Source organism: Leptolyngbya sp. KIOST-1 (genome assembly GCF_000763385.1).
Classification (GTDB): Bacteria; Cyanobacteriota; Cyanobacteriia; order Phormidesmidales; family Phormidesmidaceae; genus Nodosilinea.
The window spans coordinates 2002796-2022057 of the sequence record NZ_JQFA01000004.1; the positions used below are offsets into that span (position 1 = coordinate 2002796).

The following is a 19262-nucleotide window of genomic DNA, read 5'->3' on the forward strand; positions in this document are numbered from 1 at the left end:
GGCGCTGCGCCGTACCCTCGATCAGGCAAATCAGCACAAATTTAAAAAACTTAACAGAGCTTTTGTGTATATTTACGGATGCCCTTGGTATGATTTGCCGAGTTTGGCAACATCTACATTTTTTTAGCGGTTGTCAATGGGTTCTGACCCCACAGGAGTGAGCAGACGCATGGGTTGACCTCGGTTGGCCCGGCTACGTGGTGTGAAGAGTGGTCTCAGAGGGGTAGTGTGGGACGTATTGAGCGACGACTTTACCGAGGGCTGCTGTTTTTGCTGGCCCTGGTTTTAAGCTATTGCCTGAGCCATGCGGGGCCACCCTCGACGGTGGCGCAGGCTCAAAATCGAGTCTTTATCAACCAGGCCTCGGCCCAGTTTGACGGTCCGCAGGGACCCGCCACCATAGCGTCTAACGAGACTCGGGTGGGGGAAAACATCGTGCCGCTCAGTCTGGTCAAGACCGCTGACCGGGCGGCGGCGGAACCGGGGGATGTGGTTGTCTACCGCCTGCTGGTGACCAACCCCTCCAGTCGGGTGGCCGCCCCGCTGACGGTGACTGACCAGCTACCCCGAGGCATGATCTACGTGGCCAACTCGCTGCAGACCACCCCTCTGCAGCCCGCCCAGCAGGTGACCACCGACAGCAGCCTGTCGCTGACCTTCCCCGCGCTAGAGCCGGGGGCTTCGGTTTCGATCGCCTACGGAGTGCTGGTTACTCCCGATGCGGTGCGCGGCGATGGGCGCAACGTGGCCCAGGCCTCGGCTCCGGGTTTTGCGCCGGTATCGGCACCATTCCAGCTCACCATTCGCCCCGGTATTGTGTCCGACTGCGGCACGATTGTAGGCCGGGTGTTTGTGGATAAAAACTTTGACGGGCAGCAGCAGCCCGGGGAGCCTGGGGTCCCCAATGCCGTTATCTTCATGGACGATGGCAACCGGATCTTGACCGACCCCGACGGGCTATTCTCGCTGGCCAATGTGCTGCCGGGCTACCGGGTCGGCACCCTGGACCTCTACAGCCTGCCCGGCTATACCCTGGCTCCCAACCTTTACCGAATTGAGGAAAACAGCGCCTCGCGCTTCGTGCGTCTGACGCCCGGTGGCCTGGGTCGGATGAACTTTGCCGTCACACCAACCTTTGGGGAGGAGCAGTCATGATGTCTCTGTCTTCTCGTTTGCTGGGGTTGGGTTTGCTGACCACCCTGGCCGGGTCGTTTGGCCTGCTGCTGCCGGCTGAGGCGGCTCCCGGTGATGGGGGCACAGCCGCTGACCTGGAGCTTTCGGGCTCTTCGTCAGCCCCAACTGAATCGCCAGCCCCGACTGGATCGGTGTACGGTGCTTCGGGGGGCGATTCCCTCCCCGGCGAGCCCCTGCGGCTGACCCTGCCCTCCCAGGCTGGCCCACTGCTGCCCAATTCGGCCCCTGCCCCGGGTGCCGTTGCCTCAGGCTGGACAGACCCTAGGGCGGCGATCGCGGCGGCCACGGTACTGCCCCAGGGACAGCTGCCTGCGGTGGAGTCCGGGGCAGATCCCGGCGTAGTGCCCCTGGCCAATCGCCGGGAAAATGCCGAGCTGTTTGAGTTTCGCTTTGGGGGCGACCAGTTGCCGCTGAACCCTCCCCCCACCCAGCTCCTGCGGCCTGTTACTCCAGAGGTCGAGGTGGCCTACACCCTGACTGTGACCCCCGCTCGCGAGTTTCAGGTGCCGGCCAACGGGCGATCGACCCTGACCCTGGTGGGAGCCGTCACCACGGCGGCGGGAGACCCCCTGGCAGGCGATGTGGTGGTGACCCTGACCACCAGTGCCGGGGAGTTTGTCGGAGCCGACTACGATCGCGATCGCAGCGGGTTTCAGGTCCTGGCCCGGCGCGGCCAGTTCGAGGCCCAGCTGCGATCGACCCTGGATGCCCAATCGGTAACGGTGCGCGCCCAGGTCAGCTCCCAGGCACTGCGACAGCTGGACCCCAACCTGGGGGAGGGCTATCCGGCGCTGGAGGCCAGCACCCAGGTCAGCTTCTTCACCGACCTGCGGCCCACGATTATTTCTGGGGTGGTGGATTTCCGGGTGGGCCGAGGCGGCACCAACCTGCTGGGCAGCTTCCGGGACTTTCTCAGCCCCGACTCCCTCAACCAGGATGTGGAGGTGAGCTTTACCACCGGGCTGTTTGCCACTGGAGCGGTGGGCGACTGGCTTTTCACCGGGGCCTATAACAACACCCGCGGGCTCAACGATCGCTGCGATGGCCGCAGCCTCTACCGTGACGTGCAGGCCTGCGACCAGACCTATCCGGTCTATGGCGACAGCTCCACCACCGACTTTCTCACCCCTTCCATCGACAGCCTGTACCTGCGGTTTCAGCGCGACTCCCTGGTGCCCAACGCCGAGCCCGACTACTTCATGTGGGGCGACTACGGCACCCAGGAGTTTGCTGGCCAGTCGCAACAGTTCACGGCCACCGTGCGCGAGCTGCACGGCTTTAAGGGCAACTACACCTTTGGCAACGGCCTCCAGCTCACCGCTCTGTACGCCGACAACGTGCGGCCCTTCCAGCGCGACACCATCGCCCCCGATGGCACCAGCGGCTACTACTTTTTGTCGCGGCGACTGGTGCTGCGGGGCAGTGAGAACGTGTTTATCGAGGCCGAGGAGTTTAACCGGCCCGGCACTGTACTGGAGCGCACTCCGCTGTACCGCGGCGTCGACTACACCATCGATTACGATCGCGGCACCCTGCTGTTCAACCAGCCAATCCGCTCCGTCGATCTCAACCCCCTGGGGGTGACCCTGGTGCGCCGCATCGTGGTGACCTACCAGGTGGAAGATGCCTCGGTACGGGGCAGCCTCTACGCCGGGCGGTTGCAGTACCGGCCCAACGGGGGCGACGGCGTGGTGGGGGCCACCCTGCTGACGGAAAACCAGGGGGCCCAGGACTTCACCCTCTACGGCTTTGACCTGCTCTGGCCCCTGGGGGACCTGGCCCAGGTGAGCGGCGAATTTGCCCGATCGTCGTTTAATGCCGGGGGCACTAACAACCAGGGCAACGCCTACCGCATCGAACTCAGCGGTACCCCCTTTGAGGGAGTGACGGGGCAGGCCTATTACCGCTCCACCGACAGCGGCTTTAACAACACCGCCACCAGCACGTTTCGCCCCGGACAGACCCGCTGGGGTGGCCAGGTGCTGGCCCAGGTCGGAGCGCAGACCCAGATTCGCGCCCTGGTGGATCAGGAGCGCAACCTGGGCACCGCCACCGCTATTCAGACCTCCGCCGCCGGGCTGCTGCGACCGGGGCAAACCGCCATCCAGGGCGGCCAGATCGACAACACCCTGACCGAGTGGCGGGCCGGGATTGTGCAGCAGTTTGGCAGCGCCACCCTGGGCATTGACTTTGTCAACCGCAGCCGGGACGATCGCATTGCCAATACCTCAACCAATGCCAACCAGCTGGTATCGCGGCTGAACCTGCCGCTGACCGAGACCCTCAGCGCCCTGGCCCAGAGCGAGCTGAACCTGGGCACCACCGACCCCCTCTACCCCACCCGCAACACGGTGGGCCTGGAGTGGGCGGTGCAGCCCGGAGTGAGCCTGCGACTGGCCCAGCAGTTTCTGTCGGGGGGCACCGGGCCGGGGTCAATCACCAGCCTTGACACCCTGGTGGACTACGAACTGGACGACAACACCACCCTGACCAACCGCTACTCGCTGCTGGGGGGCTACAACGGGATTACGGGCCAGGGGGCGATCGGCCTCAACCACCGGCTGGTGCTGGCCCCTGGGCTGCGGGCCACCTTTGGCTTCGAGCGCATCTTTGGCGATGGCTTTAACCTCACCGGGGCAGGTCAGCAGTTTGCCCAGCCCTTTGCCGTGGGCCAGGGGGGATCCTCCTCCCTGGGGCTCTTGGCCTCTACGGTGTATTCGGTGGGGCTGGAGTACACCGACAACCCCGACTGGCAGGCCAGCGGCCGCATTGAGTACCGCGACTCGCCGGGGTCGAGTAACCTGGTGCTGGGGGCGGCGGCGGCCGGGCGAATTACCGATTCCCTCACCGGTCTGGCTCGGTTTGACCTGGCCAACTTTGCCAACCAGACCATCACCGACGCCCTGGGCAACTCCAGCAGCCTGCGCCTGGGGCTGGCCTACCGCAACCCGTTCAGCGACCAGTTCAACGGCCTGTTTAGCTACGAGTACCGCCGCAACCCCGGCAGTACGCCAGACAGCATTTTGCAGGGCACCAGTTCCGAGGCCCAGGACCACACCCTGTCCCTGGAGGGCATCTATGCCCCCAGCTACCGCTGGGAGTTCTACGGCAAGTACGGGCTGCGCTACAGCACCGCCAATCTGGCCGAGAACTTTGGCTTTTCCAACAGTATTCACCTGGCCCAGCTGCGGGCTACCTATCGGTTTGCCTTCCGCTGGGATGTGGGGGCTGAGGTGCGCTGGCTGGGACAACCGGCGGTGGGCTACAACGAGACCGGCTTTGCCGTGGAGGCGGGCTACTACCTCACCCCCGATGTGCGCCTGGGGCTGGGCTACAGCTTTGGCGGTGCCAACGACGGTTCCTTTGTGGGCGGCGGCGGCTATCGCTCCGCCAGCGGCCCCTACTTTGGCATTACCGCCAAGGTGAACCAGCTGTTCAACGGCTTTGGAGTGCAGCCGGTGTCGCCACCCCAGCAGCGGGAGTCCTACGTGGACGAGGCAGCCCTGATCGAGATTCCCGAGGCCCAGGTGCCCGAGGCCCAAGTGCCCGAGGCCCAGGTACCCGAAGCCAGAGTGACAGGAGGTGAGGAATGAAGCAGCGCTGGTGGATAGGATGGGGCGCGATCGCTCTGAGCGTGCCGGGGCTAGCCCTGGCGGTGGCCCCTGTGGCGGGACAGTCGGCGCTAGCAGGCTACAGCCTGCGGGTAACCAGCGCGGACGATGGCCCGGTGCAGCCCGACGAGGGGCTGACCCTGCGGGAGGCGATCGAGCTGGCCAACGGCAGCCTGACTCCTGAGGAGCTGAGTCAGGCTGAGCGGGCCTTCGTGCAGCCGCTGCCATCGGGGCAAGGATCGCGAATTAGCTTCGATCTGCCAGCGGGGCAGACCACCATCGCCCTGGTGGACCTGCTGCCGGAAATTGTGGCCCCGGAACTGGTGATCGATGGGACCACCCAGGCGGGCTTCGACGCCGAGGCCGGTCTGGATCCTAAATTTCCACCCGCCCCGGTGGTCAGCCTGACGGTGGCCGAGGGCAGCGAGGTGGCGCGGGGCCTGACCATCGCCGCCGATGGGGTGACGGTGCGAGGGCTGAGTTTCTACGGGTTTCGCACCAGCGATCGCGCCACCCAGACCACGCCGCCCGCCAATATTTTCATCAGCGCCTTGGCCCCCCCGGTGGACGCCAGCCCCCTCAGCCCGGTGCTGGACCTGTTTCGCCTGAACGAATCCGAGGCCGCGCCCCGAGGGGTGGTGATCGAGCAGAACTGGCTGGGTCTTCCCCCCGACGGTGAGTTTCCGGCGGTGCCGTCGGCCTTTGGGGTGTCGGTTTTCAACGCCGTGGAAACCACCATTCGCAACAACCGGATTCAAAACCACGACGGTAGCGCCATTATTACTGGCTTTCGGGCCGAGGGCCTGCTGGTAAGCGAAAACGCCATCATTGGCAACGGCCTGGCCGGTATGCCCGACGCCATTCGCCTGGAGGGGGCGATCGCCGCCAGCGCCATTACCGACAACCTGATCTGCGCCAACGACGGCAGCGGCATCTATCTGTTTAAGCCGGAGGGATCGACCCAGATCTCGGGCAACGCCATCCAGTACAACGGGCGGCGGTTTGAGCGAACCGCTGTCTATCTGATGGGCAGTGACCACCAGCTCAGCGACAACTTCATCGGCTACCAGCCGGGGCCGGGGGTGACGGTGACCGCCTACCCCCTCAGCCACCGCAACCAGATTCGCGGCAACCGCTACGCCGGGCTAGACGGGCTCTCCATTGACCTCAATACCCAGGGCAATACTGGCGTGCAGGATTTTCAACAGGGGGATGGTCCCAACCCACCCCGCAACTCGCACCACCGCCGCCGCGAAACCGGCAACGCCGCCATCAACGCCCCCCAGTTTGACAGCTACAGCTTTGTCAGTGGGGCAGCCCAGGTCACGCTCACCGGCACTGCGGACCCCGGCACCGAGGTTGACCTCTACCGGGTGGCGGACGCCGGGCTGCCCTTTGCCCCCCTGGGCGAGCCCTTAGGCACCGTCACCGCCAGCCCCGAAGGCACCTTTAGCGCCAGCCTGGCGCTGCCGCCGGGGACGCGGGTGAGCGCGATCGCCAGTGACCCGCAGTGGGGCACCTCAGAGCCCGCCGCCGTGGCTGCCGTCCTGGCCGCTGACGGCACCCTGCCCGATCTGCCCAACGGCCCCGCCGAGCTGCCCAACTGCGCCCCGCCGGTACCGCCGCCCGCTCCGGTGGAGCCGCCCCCACCGCTGGAACCGCTGCGGCTGGAGATCCCGCGCAACATTCACTTTGCCCTCGATCGCTCCAACATCAGCGCCGAGAGCGCCCGGGTGCTCGACCAGATCGCCGCCGCCCTGCTGGAATACCCCTTCCTGACGGTGGAACTGCACGGCCACACCGACCCCCGCGCCAGCGCCGCCTACAACCTGGCCCTGAGCGAGCGCCGTGCCCTGGCCGCCCGCGACTACCTGATTCGCCGGGGGGTCCCCCCCGAGCGTATGCGGATTGTGCCCTTTGGCCTCACCCAGCGCCGCAGCCAGGGCAACACCCGGCTGGACTTCGCCCGCGATCGCCGGGTGGAGTTCATCTTCACCGACCTGCGCGGGCTGGAAATTATCTTCGTCAACCAGGAGGCCGACCTCCAGCTGGAGTAAAGCTGCCGGCCACGCCACTGCCTGATTGGTCCATGTCTTGTCACCCCTTACTATGCCCGTTATGCAACAGTCTGCCAAACCTGACCTACGGGAGAGCAAAGCGATGGTTCTCCCATTCCCCACCGCCCGGCTGGCAGGTCTAGTAGCTGGAGTCGTCCTGGCTTTGGTCGGGGTGCTGGGTGGGGCAACCCCTGCCTATGCCCAGCTGGCAGCCCCGGTCAGTGTAGACTCTCTAATCACCAACAACGAGCCTGCCATTCGAGCAGACTTCCCGGGCACCCCTTTCACAACCCCCTGTAACCCAGCGGCTTTTCCCGGCTGTGATGCCCTTGGAGCAACCTCAAACCTCTCCTTTGGGGCTGGCACCAACGTTGTTTTGGAAGCTGTGATTGCAGCGGGAAACCGGTTTGAGCCCGCCGCCGATCTGCTACCCCCCGTTGGTCTGGCCCAGCAAATTGTCTTTCGCCGCAATCTGGGAGCTGGCTTACCGAACCGTGAGCTCCTGTTTTTTGAGCAGCTGAACATAAACCTGCCCACCATTGAATTAAATCCTGGACAGGTAAGCGGCATTGAAGAGGCCATGCTGAGCAGAATTATCAATCGGGGTATCGATAACGTTTTTAATAACCAACTGGAGGTAGTTCCTCCCGCAACTACTGGTGCGGAGACTAGCAACAATATTGAGCGTATTGACTATTTGATTACCGCCCCAGGCATTACTGTGCCCGTCGAGCAACAGGGTGATGTCGGCTTTCTAATCCTGGAGCGAGGTGGTAATGACGCCTTCAAAATTGCGGCTATTACCGCCGTGGATGGTGCTGGCAACCCAACTGCCTATGGCCCTCTGATCAACGTTGGTGCCGGTACCTGGGGCAACAGCACGGATGTCAACATCTCGACAGCTGTGTTACGGCGTGACGATTTGGCCTCGGTGGTTCCGCCGCTGTTTCGGCCCTCGCACCTGGTAGGACCTCAAAACGTTCAGGGTATTTTCTTCCCGATCAACTCACTGGTTCAGGCACCGGAAAATACCCAGCCCATCTTTGGCTACTCACTGTTTGCGGCTGATGTCACCGGGGTAGGTCCTCAGTTGGTAGATTTCACCAACACTGCGTTCTTTCCAACAACGACTGACGGTACTAATTTTGGTGGTCTCGACTTAATTGCAGGTGGTTTTGGCTTGATTCGGCGGGCCGCTCCCCCGCCTGTTGGCGTCGGTGCTCTGGCGCTGGTTAAGCGGGTCACCAACTTGTTTGGGGCCGCGCCCCTACCCAACTTTGGCCAGGTGGTGGGCGATGGTGCAGCGCTGACGCTGCTGCAAAACAATGGTCTGGGCCAGGGGCTGGATGTGATTACCGAACCCCAGGTGGAGCCGGGCAACGGTATTGAGTACACCGTTTACTTTGCCAACTCAGGGGTCGGGCCCAGCAACAATGTAGTGCTGTGCGACCAGATTCCCGCCGGGCTGACCTTTGACCCCAATGCCTACGGACCGGGGGTGGGGATTCAGGCGATCGCCCCGTCGTCCCCAGCAGGCCCAGTGGTGACCTACACCAACGCCAGCGATGGGGACCCCGGCCAGTTCATTGCCCCTGGGGCGGCGTTACCTCCGTTCTGTGGCGTCAACCAGGGCAACGGGGCGGTCGTGGTCAATGTGGGCACCGTTGACAGTGACCAGGTGGGGCTGATTCGGTTCAGAGCCACCGTGAATTAGGGCTGTTTTTAGGGCTCTTTAAGTCTAGGCTCTGTAAGGCATGGGTACGGCTGGTCACAGTGGCCAGCCGTTTTAGTATCAGCGTCAGATCGTAGGCTAGCAGAGGCTGGGTGGCCGGGGTGAGGGGCGGAATGTGTACAAAGAGGGCGTGGATAGGCCAGCGGTGCTGCGCGATCGACCCCAGCAGTCGGTGGTACAGGTGGTTGCACACATAGGTGCCCGCATCCTCGCTAATGCTCGTCAGATGGGTGCCCAGCAGCAGCGAGTCCAGGGGCAGGGCCGTGGCCAGCCAGTCCTCCCCGTTCTTGCCGTAGCGCTCCAGGTGCAGGTGGCGGCGTTTCTCCGCCATCCCGCAGCACACCACCACCGCCGGCCGCAGTTCCACCAGCTTGGCCACCACCCGAATGGGGGCCAGCTCAAAACTGACCGGAATATGGCGCACAACAGTGGTGCCCAGGGGAATGTGGTGATGCTGCTGCAGGTGAGCCACCAGATCGTCAGCGGCATTAGAACACTGGTGGGCTCGCCAGGGGGCGAAGGTGGTGAGGAGCATGGGGTGAGGGGTGGGGAGTGAGGGGTAAGGGGTGAGGAGTGAAAAGTGAAAAGTGAGGGGATGATCGAGTAGCGAGTTGGTTTTGAGTTTTGAATGCATTTCGTACACCGAAAACTCAAAACTCAGCCCTTAAAATTTACATCGACCCCCACCCATCCACCCCTTACCCATTAACCAATCCACTCGCTACCCATCCCCAGGTAGGATAGAGTCTGGAAATGTCCCAGTAGCCCAAAAACGTGAGCAGATCAGGAGATCCCATGGCCAATATTGCCGTAATCGACTATGACATGGGCAACCTGCACTCGGCCTGTAAGGGACTGGCGCTGGCGGGGGCAATGCCCACCATTACCGATGTGGTGGCCGACCTGGAGGCCGCCGATGCCCTGGTACTGCCTGGCGATGGGGCCTTTGACCCGGCCATGCGGCACCTGCGCGAGAAGGGATTGATTGAGCCGATTAAGCGAGAAATTGCGGCGGGCAAGCCTTTCCTGGGCATTTGCCTGGGGCTTCAGCTCCTGTTCGACGGTAGTGACGAAGGGGTCGAGCCGGGACTGGGAATTATCCCCGGTCGAATTCGTAAGTTCAAGCAGGAGTCGGGGATCACCATTCCCCACATGGGCTGGAACCAGCTAACCCTGACCCAGCCGGACTGTCCGCTGTGGCAAGGGGTGGCCAATGGCGACTGGGTGTATTTTGTGCACTCCTACTACGCCGAGCCCAGCCACCCGGCGGTGAATGCGGCCACCACTACCCACGGGAGCCAGACTGTAACGGCGGCGATCGCCCGCGACAACATCATGGCCATGCAGTACCACCCCGAAAAGTCGGCCCCGGCCGGTCTCACCATGCTGGCTAACTTTGTGGCCTTGGTGAATGCCCAAACCCCAGTGGCGATGGCCTAGCCATGCTGCGCATCTACGGCAACCGCGCCCTCAAGACCCTGCCCGGCACCGACACTCGGCCCACCGCCGCTCGGGTGCGAGAGGCCCTGTTCAACATCTGGCAGGGGCGCATTGCGGGCTGCCGCTGGCTCGACCTGTGCACGGGCAGCGGTGCCATGGGGGCCGAGGCGCTGTGTCGTGGCGCAGCTGAGGTTGTGGGCATTGAAAAATCACCGGAGGCCTACGCCATCACCCGCGAAAACTGGCAGAAAGTGGCCCAGAGCGACCAAACCTTTAGTCTGTTCAAGGGTGATGTGGTGAAGCAGCTCTCGCGGCTGCACGGCCAACCCTTCGACTGCATTTACTTTGATCCGCCCTACGCCAGCGAGCTGTACCTGCCGGTGCTGGAGCGGATTGTCAGCCTCAAGCTACTGCAGCCCACGGGCGAAATGGCGGTGGAACACAATCCCAATGTCTGGGAACCCGTCGTCCTTTCTGGCCTGAGCTTGGTGCGGCAAAAGCACTACGGTACGACCCACCTGGCGTTTTACGCCCCTTGTTCTCGGTGTCACAGCGAATTTGAATGGGGGCCTGACCGTCCACCGGGATAACCGAGATAGGACCATCGGTAGAGCTGGGGCCCGAGTCCGCAGAGTTGGATGACCCATTCGGACTGGGGCCAGTGGCCTTAGTCTGGGTGATCGAAATGCCGACCCGGCCCCGACTCCGCTGCCCACGGTAGCTAAATGAGTAGGAGCCGATCGCGTAGTTAGGCCGGTCGGTGAGCGTCCCCCGGTGGGGCGAGACCGTCAGCTCGACTAGACCGCCAATGGATTGCTGGAAGGCTGGACAGGTCTGGAGGGTGGTTTTGGCAGCGATATAGGTGGCACCAAAGGTGGCCACCGCCGCCTGGTCCCTGGCGGCATCGGTCTGGAGCAAGCGCCACCCGGTTGACCAGGGGACCAGCAGATAGAGCAGCAGCAGCCCTGAGCCTGCCGCCAGGGCAACCCTGGCCTGGCCATAGATCCCATCGCTGGTTGTGCCGACGAGCAGGTAGCGAATCAGCAGAATGTTGAGACCCGCAAAGATCGCGATCGCCCCATTCAACAGGCGATCGCCGCCACTTGAGGGCCCTGACCATAGAGCGCCCTGCATCATGCCCAGCAGCAGCAGCACCAGCAGGTAAAAGGTCAGGGCCATGCCGCCCGCTACAATCAGCGGCAGCAGAGGCACGCGCTTTAGGGCCAGATTCAGCAGGGCCAGGGCCAGGGTAGATGCCCAAAAAAACACCACCATACTCCGGCTAATGTCATCGGGAACGGGGGTATTGGGGCCAACCCAACCTAAATTTACCGTTACGAAGGCCAACGAAAACGCGCCATACCCCGTCGTGGCTGCAATCAAAAATAGGGCGGCACTGCCCAACCAGGGGGCGAGGATCCGTTGCAGTCGATTGAGCATTGGCTCTAGCCTCCTGGCTGGCACCGAGTAGTCGATCTTTTAAGGTGCGGGGCACCTGCCATCGCCCCCGGATATTGGCTATGGTAGGTCCACCTCCATTGTGCGGAACCGATCGTGCAACGACTTCACCGGCAACATAATCGGGCCAGGGCTTTGGCCCCCGCTTCCTGCAGGGTCGCTGGCAGGCTGATGGGTTGGATTGCCGTGGCCACCGCCTTGGTCGGTCTGCTGGAGCTGGGGGAGGTAAATCTGGGCACAGCCAGCGGTGTGGCTCCGCTGGTTGGCGTGCCCACAACGCTGGCTTTCTTGACGGTGTTGGCCCAACCAGGGGCAGCCGTGGCGATCGCCCTCTGCCTGGCCGCCCTTTACAGCTGGCTGGCCCGAGGCGTTTGGCAAAACTCGACCGTGGCCCTGGGGCTGAGTCTGGTGCTGCTGCTGGGCGATCTGGGCGGAGGTGCCCTGGCCGCGCTTGAGGTCAGTGGCGAAATGCCGCCGGCCCTGGTGGTCTTGCTGGCAGCCCTCTTTCTGGCACCTCGGCTGGGCCTGATGTACCTGCTGGGGCAGTGCCTTCGCCAGCAGAAAGGCGATCCGATCGCTGTGAAAATCGGCGCTCTGACCCAGGGCTTGGTTCGGTTTTTAGTCGATCCCATCGGCTGGATCATTCACCGCAGGAATTGATCGGCCGCCGCTACCCAGGCCCAGTCGCTCTAGGTCAAAACATCCCTAGGCCCTGGCGGTCATGCTCTGCAACCGACCCAGGGTGCGCTGCACCGACGACAGCCCCTGCTGATCGCCCTGGGCCTCCAGGTAGGCGCTGGCCCGCTCCAGGTCAGCGATCGCCCGAGCCTGGTCGCCCTGACTCTGGTAGGCGGCGCTGCGGTAGCAGTAGGGCAGGGCAATTGGGTCGCCGCAGGCGATCGCATCGCTGTAGTCGCGCACAGCCCCCTTCAGGTCGCCCAGCTTTTGCAGGGCGCTGCCCCGGTACACGTAGGCCATCGGCAGGTGGGGCTTGAGGGCGATCGCCTGGGTGAAGTCGGCGATCGCGGCGGCGTAGCGGCGCTGCTCCAGGCGCAGCCAGCCCCGGTTGCAGTGGGGGGCAAACAGCTTGCCGTTCTGCAGAATTGCCTCGCTGAGGTCGGCTTCGGCGGCCTCGGGCTGGTTGAGTTCGAGCTGGGCCACCCCCCGGTTGTTGAGGGCGATCGCGTGGTTAGGCTGGAGGGCAATTACCTGGCTGTAGTCGCTGATCGCGCCGGGCTGGTCGCGCAGGTCGTGGCGGGTGGTACCCCGATTGAAAAAAGCCATCCCATCGCCGGGGGGGATGACTGGATCGTGGAAGCGCTGCATCAGCGCCTGCACCACGGCGGGTTCGGCGGTGCGCAGCTTGGCCTCCAGGTCGGGGATAACGGCGCTCTGGGTTGGCAGCGCCTTGAGGCTAACAATGGCGTAGGTGTGCTCTGCGGTATTTTCACCCGAGGCGCCGCTGCCGCTGTCGCAGACCAGGTAGCTCTCGGCGGTGCCCATAATTCTAAACTTGAAGCGATCGGGGTAGTTTTCGCGCAGGGGCAGCAGCTGGTTGAGGGCCGTCTTCAGCAGTTGCAGCTGGCTCGACTCGGTACCCCAGCGCTGGCTAATCCGCCAGGCCAGGCGACCGTCGTGCTGGTCGCCCCGGTGGCACCAGCCAATTTCAAGCTGCCCGCCCCGCTCCAGCAGCTGGTTAAACCGCTGGAGTAGAGAGTCATCGATGGTGACGTAGCTGGCCCAGGGCCACACCAGCAGCACTCGCCGGGTGGCGGTCGTCAGCGCCGCCTCCAGGGCCTGGTGGCTAGGCAGAGCCTGGGGCTCGCTCCCTGTTGCCACCGGCAGATCGATAATCCAGTCGGGCTGGGTGGCCTGGTTCGGTGCTTTGACCGGTTCCTGGCGTTCGGTTTCCCGGTGCGGGGTTTCCTGGCGCGATCGCTTCAGGTCGGTTTCCGCCTGCTGCACCCGGCGAGCCAGATGAATCAGGGCTTTGCGGTTAGCGGTGTCTCCGGGGGCCGTGACCAGCTGGCTAGTCAACTGCTGCTGCCGTTCCGAGAGCGATCGCGTCACCCCCTCCAGCTGCGCCACCTGGGCCTTGACCTGGCCCAGGTACTGGGACACCACCTGCTGCACATGCTCCTGGGTATGGCCGGCGGTCTCCTGACGGCTGACCTGCTGCTGCAGGCGCTGCACCTCAGCGGTCAGCCGCTCTAGCTCGGCAATGCTGGGGGTTGGGGTGGCGGGGGCACCGCTCACCGTGCCCACCGGAATTTTGGTCAGGGCTTGCTCCAGCCGGGTTTGCTGGCGGGTGAGGTCTTTGACATGGTCCACTAGCTGGCTAAATTCTGACTGGGGCACCAGAGTAGCCATCGCCTTGACCACTTCCCCCATTTCAGCCCGATACTGGCTGGAATTGCTGGTCTGGGGTAACTCCTGCCAGCGGCGATCAATTTGCCCCAGGGCGTCCTGCAGATTGGAGACCAGGGTACGCGTTTCAGAGCGCAGGTTTTCGAGGCTGACCCGCGTTTGCATGAGGTCAGTTTTGACCTGAGAGAGTTTGTTTTCGGCCGCCTCTACCCGTGGGGTAGTGGCCAGCCGCTGCACATAGGTGGTGAGGTGTTCAAAGTTGGCCTGAGTCGCGGCCGCCTGCTCCTGCAGCTGCCCAATCTGGCGGTCAATACTGCTCAGATCCGGGCTGGCCAGCACCTCCAGCTGCTGATCGACATGGGCTCGCAGATCTTTAATTTCCTTAGAAAAGCGGATAAACGAGTGGTTACTGCGATCCATTACCGCCCGCTGAAAGTTGGTTAGCGCCTCGGGCGAGGGCATGGCCGTCACCTGCTTGCTCAGGTTGGTGAGGCGGTGTCCGGTTTGGCGATGCTGGCGGGCCAGCTTTTCCTGCGCTTCTTCCAGCTGCTGCTCCACGCGGGTGCGGTTGAGCAGACCCACGGCGGCTAGCACCGTCAGCGGAGCCGACGCTAGCGCCATATTTTGAGCGGCAACGGATGCGACGGCACCGACGCCAGACCCCACCACGAGGGCCCGTTCAGCCCTTGTCAACCAGTGATTATCGGCCACGTTTGAATCCCCTGATGATTTAAAGACACGCTAGGCAAGCGCGGTGACAACTGAGGGGGCGTCAGGGGGCTTCACCGCTACTGACTCACTCTTCACAGGGCGATCGCGCCATCAGGATAGTTTTTAGGGAGAGGACTGGGGAGCGGCGGCGAAGGACTGACGGCGAGGGGACTCCCCTGGCGGCGCGGCAGCGGGGCAGGGAAATGCATTATAGAAGTTTATCAATCAGCAATGAAAAACAAATTGCATTTAATCAATTTACCCCTTCCGTTTTAGACCATGCATTGGCTAAACTCTATTTCATATAGGTCTAACTCTATCTAACCCACCTAACGATTGACTAATACCAATTGTTTCCCGTGGTTTTGTCAATGGGTTGGGTCTCTGCTTCTGCCCCCTGGCTCTATTGTCGTCCTTTTTGCCCAAGGATTTCTCGACTATGACCCCGATTCTGGCTCAGACCAGCTGGCTAATTCCCCTATACCCGCTGATGGGAGCGCTGCTGACGATTCCCTGGTCGCCCGCGATGATTCGCCGCACCGGGCCGCGTCCGGCGGGGTACATCAACATTGTGACTACGGCCCTGGCCCTGGTGCATAGCCTGCTGGCGTTTCTAGCTTTTTGGGGTAAATCGTCGCCGCAGTTCTTTTTTGCCCCCTGGCTCGATGTCGCCGGGCTCAATCTAATTATTCCTTTAGAGGCATCCGCCATTACCCTGGGGGCCTGCGTGCTGATTACGGGGCTCAACCTGCTGGCGCAGATCTACGCCGTGGGCTACTTAGAGATGGACTGGGGCTGGGGGCGGTTTTTTGCCATGATGGCTCTGTTTGAGGCTGGCATGAGCGCCCTGGTGCTGTGCAACTCACTGCTGTTCTCCTACATGCTGCTGGAGATTTTGACCCTGGGCACTTACCTGCTGGTGGGCTTCTGGTACAACCAGTCTCTGGTGGTCACCGGAGCGCGGGATGCCTTTTTGACCAAGCGGGTGGGTGACCTGGTGCTGCTGATGGGGGTGCTGGCCATCTATCCCCTGGCCCACACCTGGGATTTTCGGGAACTGGCGGCCTGGGCCCAGACCGCCAGCGTCGACCCCGGCCTGATCACCGTGATCGCCATTGGGCTGATCGCTGGTCCCATGAGCAAGTGCGCCCAGTTCCCTTTGCACCTGTGGCTAGATGAGGCCATGGAAGGCCCCCTGCCCAGCACCATTCTGCGGAATGCGGTGGTGGTCACCACCGGGGTATGGATCCTGGTGAAGCTGGAGCCTGTGATTGCGCTGTCGTCTACCGCCAGTGCGTTTGCGATCGCCGTGGGGACCGTTACCGCGATCGGCGCAACGCTGATCTCCGCCGCCCAGGTCGACATCAAGCGGGTGCTGTCATACCTCAGCAGCGCCTACATGGGCCTGATGTTCATTGCCGTGGGGGCTCACCAGCCCGGTGCGGCCCTGCTGCTGGCCCTGGTCTATGCCCTGGGTATGGCCGCCCTGGTAATGGGCGCAGGCTCGGTCATCGTCAACGTCACCACTCAGGATCTGACCCAAATGGGCGGGCTGTGGAGTCGTCGCCCGGTTACCGCCATGGCGATGGTGGCTGGGGCAGCTGGGCTGGTGGCGCTGCCCCCCCTGGGCGGTTTTTGGGCCATGCTGGCCCTGGTTTCGGGCCTGTGGAGCAGCGATCGCGGGCTGTTGGTCGCCCTGGTGCTGCTGGTCAACTGGCTGACGGCCTTCAGCCTGGCCCGCCTGATCGGCCTGATCTTTGCCGGCAACACCCAGCAGATGACAATCCGCGCCCCGGAACCGCTCTGGCTGATTGTGCTGCCCATGGCCGTGGTGGCAGGCTTTACCCTGCACCTGCCCCTGGTGATGGGCCAACTCCAGCTGCTGCCCGCCTGGGCCGACATCAGTCAAGACATGGCTTTGCTGCTGAGCTGGTCCAGCATTCTAGGCGCTGCGGTCGGCACCCTGCTCTACGTCAACCGCGTGGTGGAGCATCCGGCGGGCCTGATCAAAAAGCCCCTGCAAAACCTGCTGGCCTACGACTTCTATACCCCCAAGCTCTACCGCAATACCTTTGTGCTGGGCGTGGATCTGTTGTCGCGCCTGACTGACTGGCTCGATCGCTACGTGGTCGATGGCCTGGTGAATGCGGTGGGACTGGCCTCTCTCTTTGGCGGTGAAACCCTCAAGTACGGCAACACCGGACAGCTCCAGTTCTACGTGCTGACCATTTCCCTGGGCGTCGCTCTGCTGGGCATTGTGATGAACTGGAACGCCCTGACGGCATTGTTTTAGAGACAGGGGTAGGGAGGCCAAATACCCCCTACCCATCCACCCCCTACCCATCCACCCCCTACCCATCCACCCCCCACCCATCCACCCCCCACCCACCTCCATGCTCACCCCCCTCCTACTCCTCCCCCTCCTCGGCGCGATCGCCATCGGCTTCTGGCCCGGCCTCACCGGCAAGCAGGCCCGCCTCGGGGCGCTGGTGGTTTCCGGAACCGCCCTGCTGTGGACGATCTGGCTGTTTATCCAGTTCGATCTGTCCTTTGGCGGCTTTCAATTCCACGAGTTTTTGCCCTGGTTGCCCGCCCTCGGCCTTAACTACGAACTCAGCCTGGACGGGCTGTCGCTGCTGATGGTGGCCCTCAACAGCCTGATCACCTGGATCGCGATCTGGAGCAGCGCCGCCGATATCGAGCGGCCCCGGCTGTTCTACAGTCTGCTGCTGCTGGTCAGCGCCGGGGTGGCCGGCGCCTTTGTGGCCCAAAACCTGATGCTGTTTTTCCTGCTGTACGAAATTGAGCTGGTGCCCCTGTACCTGCTGATTGCGATCTGGGGTGGCGGCAGAAAAACCTATGCGGCCACCAAGTTTTTGCTCTACACCGCTCTCTCCGGGGCGCTGATGCTGGCGGGCTTTTTGGGTACGGTGTGGCTGAGCGGAGCCGAGGACTTTACCTACCATGCTGTGATGGGACACGACCTGCCCCTGGGCTGGCAGTTTGTGCTGCTGGGGCTGCTGCTGGTGGCCTTTGGCATCAAAATTCCCCTGGTGCCGTTTCACACCTGGCTGCCCGATACCTACGTGTCGGCCAGTACCCCGGTGGCGATGATGCTGGGGGGGGTGCTGGCCAAGCTGGGTACCTACGGCCTGTTTCGCTTTGGCCTGGGGCTGTTCCCCGATGCCTGGGCCCAGTTTTCTCCCTACCTGGCCGGGTGGGGGGCAGCGAGTGTACTCTACGGAGCCATTACGGCGATCGCCCAGAAGGACATCAAGCGCATGGTGGCCTACAGCTCCATTGGCCACATGGGCTACGTGCTGCTGGGCGGTGCGGCCATGACCGACCTGGCCCTGACCGGGGCCGTCAGTCAGATGGTCTCCCACGGTATTATCCTGGCCATTCTTTTCCACCTGGTCGGCGTAATTGAGCGCAAGGTGGGCACCCGCGAGCTGGACGTGCTTAACGGGCTGATGAACCCGGTGCGGGGCCTGCCCATGGTCAGCGCTCTGCTGGTGCTGGGGGGCATGGCCAGCGCCGGTATCCCCGGCCTGGTCGGGTTCGTCACTGAGTTTCTGGTGTTCCAGGGCACCTACGCGGTGTACCCGGTGCAGACCCTGCTGGGGGTGATCGGCACGGGCCTGACGGCGGTGTACTTCGTGATTTTGCTCAACCGCACCTGCTTTGGCAAGCTGGACAACGCGATCGCCTATTTCCCCAAGGTCACCTTTTCTGAAAAACTCCCTGCCTACGTGCTAGCCGGGCTGATTCTGTGCCTGGGCATTCAGCCCAACTGGCTGGTGAAGTGGGGCGAACCCACCGCCAGCGGCATGCTGGCCGCGATTCCCATCCCGCTGGATGAGGTGGTGGCCGATGAGGCGATCGATAGCTTGCCCCTGGATGTGATCCCCAAGGAAGCGAGCGCCCTCCCCGTCGCCACCCTCCTGCCATGACCCACAACCCCGTTGGGTACAACCCCGTAGGGTGCATTAGCGCAGCAATGCCCCATCCCACTCCGCCACCCACCCGCCGCCCAAATACTCGCGATGGTGCCTCACGGCCAATGCAGGATGGATCGGCACCGGCGACGGTGATCTACGGCCTAATGCACCCTACCGATCGGGTTACGGTGGGTCAAAGGAGCCGCCAGATTTCCTCGGGAACGAGGCGATGGGGGCCGTCGCGGAGGGCGGCAGGCGATCGCCATACCGCCTTAAACTGCCGATTCCCCTCCACGACATCCAGACTCTCGCGATCGTAAAGCGACTCATCCACAAACCGCCCGTCGTAGACAAACACGATCTCGTGCCCCGGCTTCCCCTCGTAGACAAAGATGTTCTCCACAATGCCCAGCAGCTCCACCCCGGCAATGTCAGCCCCCAGCTCCTCTCGAATTTCGCGGATCGCGGCCTCGGCGCTGGTCTCCCCCACGTCAATGCCCCCGCCCAGGGGTCGCGCAAACCCCCGATCCTTCACCGAGTCGTAACTCTCATGCACCAAGATGTCCTCCCCCCGCCGCAGCAGACAGATCGAAATTGGCCGAATTCGCTCTTTTTTGCCCATCCCAGTGCCTTAGCTGAAGCATTTAGCCTACACAATAGGGCGTGAAGAGGTGAAGAGGTAAAGACCTGAAGAAGTAAAGCACCTACTTCACCGATCTACTCATCCACCCATCTACTCATCCACCCACCT

At 63.0% G+C, this 19262-nt stretch carries 12 protein-coding genes; 9 read left to right on the top strand and 3 right to left on the bottom strand.

Translation table 11 applies throughout. The features are described from left to right. Positions 1-228 precede the first annotated feature (228 nt). The 4 genes from NF78_RS25760 to NF78_RS25775 all read left to right on the top strand — a co-directional run bounded on the left by NF78_RS25760 (position 229) and on the right by NF78_RS25775 (position 8576). Entirely contained in the window at positions 229-1155 is a 927-nt protein-coding gene (locus NF78_RS25760) for a DUF11 domain-containing protein (protein ID WP_225885422.1), read from the top strand. Next, positions 1152-4787 (top strand): TonB-dependent receptor, encoded by a 3636-nt coding sequence (locus NF78_RS25765; protein ID WP_197064968.1) that lies wholly within the window; start codon positions 1152-1154, stop codon positions 4785-4787. Before NF78_RS25760 ends, NF78_RS25765 begins: the two co-directional genes overlap by 4 nt. Next, positions 4784-6862, top strand: a complete 2079-nt coding sequence (locus NF78_RS25770) for an OmpA family protein (RefSeq protein WP_035992953.1) — start codon at positions 4784-4786, stop codon at positions 6860-6862. Before NF78_RS25765 ends, NF78_RS25770 begins: the two co-directional genes overlap by 4 nt. 103 nt (positions 6863-6965) lie before the next feature. Continuing rightward, complete coding sequence (locus tag NF78_RS25775; protein WP_197064969.1) at positions 6966-8576, top strand: DUF11 domain-containing protein; 1611 nt, start codon at positions 6966-6968, stop codon at positions 8574-8576. Here NF78_RS25775 and NF78_RS25780 read toward each other — a convergent pair. Then, positions 8557-9129: a hypothetical protein gene (locus tag NF78_RS25780; RefSeq protein WP_052050962.1), complete on the bottom strand. Its 573-nt coding sequence runs from the start codon at positions 9127-9129 to the stop codon at positions 8557-8559. The two genes, NF78_RS25775 and NF78_RS25780, sit on opposite strands and share 20 nt — an antisense overlap. A 260-nt stretch (positions 9130-9389) precedes the next feature. Here NF78_RS25780 and hisH point away from each other — a divergent pair, with 260 nt between their 5' ends. The 3 genes from hisH (at position 9390) to NF78_RS25795 (ending at position 12152) form a co-directional block, all read left to right on the top strand. After that, positions 9390-10034, top strand: coding sequence for an imidazole glycerol phosphate synthase subunit HisH (hisH, locus tag NF78_RS25785; protein ID WP_035992957.1), 645 nt, complete (start codon positions 9390-9392; stop codon positions 10032-10034). Positions 10035-10036: 2 nt separating this feature from the next. Then, positions 10037-10624 carry a 16S rRNA (guanine(966)-N(2))-methyltransferase RsmD gene (rsmD, locus tag NF78_RS25790; RefSeq protein ID WP_197064970.1) on the top strand — a complete coding sequence of 196 codons (588 nt, stop codon included), beginning with the start codon at positions 10037-10039 and terminating at the stop codon, positions 10622-10624. Between the two features lie 1039 nt (positions 10625-11663). After that, on the top strand, positions 11664-12152 hold the full coding sequence (locus NF78_RS25795) for a hypothetical protein (protein WP_035992960.1): 489 nt from the start codon (positions 11664-11666) through the stop codon (positions 12150-12152). 45 nt (positions 12153-12197) lie between these two features. Here NF78_RS25795 and NF78_RS28650 read toward each other — a convergent pair whose 3' ends face one another. Continuing rightward, positions 12198-14480, bottom strand: a complete 2283-nt coding sequence (locus NF78_RS28650; protein ID WP_052050963.1) for a tetratricopeptide repeat protein — start codon at positions 14478-14480, stop codon at positions 12198-12200. Positions 14481-15009: 529 nt separating this feature from the next. Here NF78_RS28650 and NF78_RS25805 point away from each other — a divergent pair. Then, positions 15010-16863 carry an NAD(P)H-quinone oxidoreductase subunit F gene (locus NF78_RS25805; protein WP_035992963.1) on the top strand — a complete coding sequence of 618 codons (1854 nt, stop codon included), beginning with the start codon at positions 15010-15012 and terminating at the stop codon, positions 16861-16863. Positions 16864-16963: 100 nt separating this feature from the next. After that, a complete protein-coding gene (locus tag NF78_RS25810) occupies positions 16964-18523 on the top strand; it encodes an NADH-quinone oxidoreductase subunit M (RefSeq protein WP_052050964.1) in 1560 nt (519 codons plus the stop codon). A gap of 181 nt (positions 18524-18704) precedes the next feature. Here NF78_RS25810 and NF78_RS25815 read toward each other — a convergent pair whose 3' ends face one another. Further along, a complete protein-coding gene (locus NF78_RS25815) occupies positions 18705-19133 on the bottom strand; it encodes an NUDIX hydrolase (protein WP_035992965.1) in 429 nt (142 codons plus the stop codon). Positions 19134-19262 lie beyond the last annotated feature (129 nt).

What these genes read in the sequence shown, in the direction of transcription:
- NF78_RS25815 (WP_035992965.1), bottom strand. Translation starts at nt 19,133, where the DNA reads ATGGGCAAAAAAGAGCGAATTCGGCCAATTTCGATCTGTCTGCTGCGG.
- NF78_RS25780 (WP_052050962.1), bottom strand. Translation starts at nt 9,129, where the DNA reads ATGCTCCTCACCACCTTCGCCCCCTGGCGAGCCCACCAGTGTTCTAAT.
- NF78_RS25795 (WP_035992960.1), top strand. Translation starts at nt 11,664, where the DNA reads ATGGGTTGGATTGCCGTGGCCACCGCCTTGGTCGGTCTGCTGGAGCTG.
- NF78_RS28650 (WP_052050963.1), bottom strand. Translation starts at nt 14,480, where the DNA reads ATGGCGCTAGCGTCGGCTCCGCTGACGGTGCTAGCCGCCGTGGGTCTG.
- NF78_RS25775 (WP_197064969.1), top strand. Translation starts at nt 6,966, where the DNA reads ATGGTTCTCCCATTCCCCACCGCCCGGCTGGCAGGTCTAGTAGCTGGA.
- NF78_RS25770 (WP_035992953.1), top strand. Translation starts at nt 4,784, where the DNA reads ATGAAGCAGCGCTGGTGGATAGGATGGGGCGCGATCGCTCTGAGCGTG.
- NF78_RS25805 (WP_035992963.1), top strand. Translation starts at nt 15,010, where the DNA reads ATGACCCCGATTCTGGCTCAGACCAGCTGGCTAATTCCCCTATACCCG.
- rsmD (WP_197064970.1), top strand. Translation starts at nt 10,037, where the DNA reads ATGCTGCGCATCTACGGCAACCGCGCCCTCAAGACCCTGCCCGGCACC.
- NF78_RS25765 (WP_197064968.1), top strand. Translation starts at nt 1,152, where the DNA reads ATGATGTCTCTGTCTTCTCGTTTGCTGGGGTTGGGTTTGCTGACCACC.
- NF78_RS25810 (WP_052050964.1), top strand. Translation starts at nt 16,964, where the DNA reads ATGCTCACCCCCCTCCTACTCCTCCCCCTCCTCGGCGCGATCGCCATC.
- hisH (WP_035992957.1), top strand. Translation starts at nt 9,390, where the DNA reads ATGGCCAATATTGCCGTAATCGACTATGACATGGGCAACCTGCACTCG.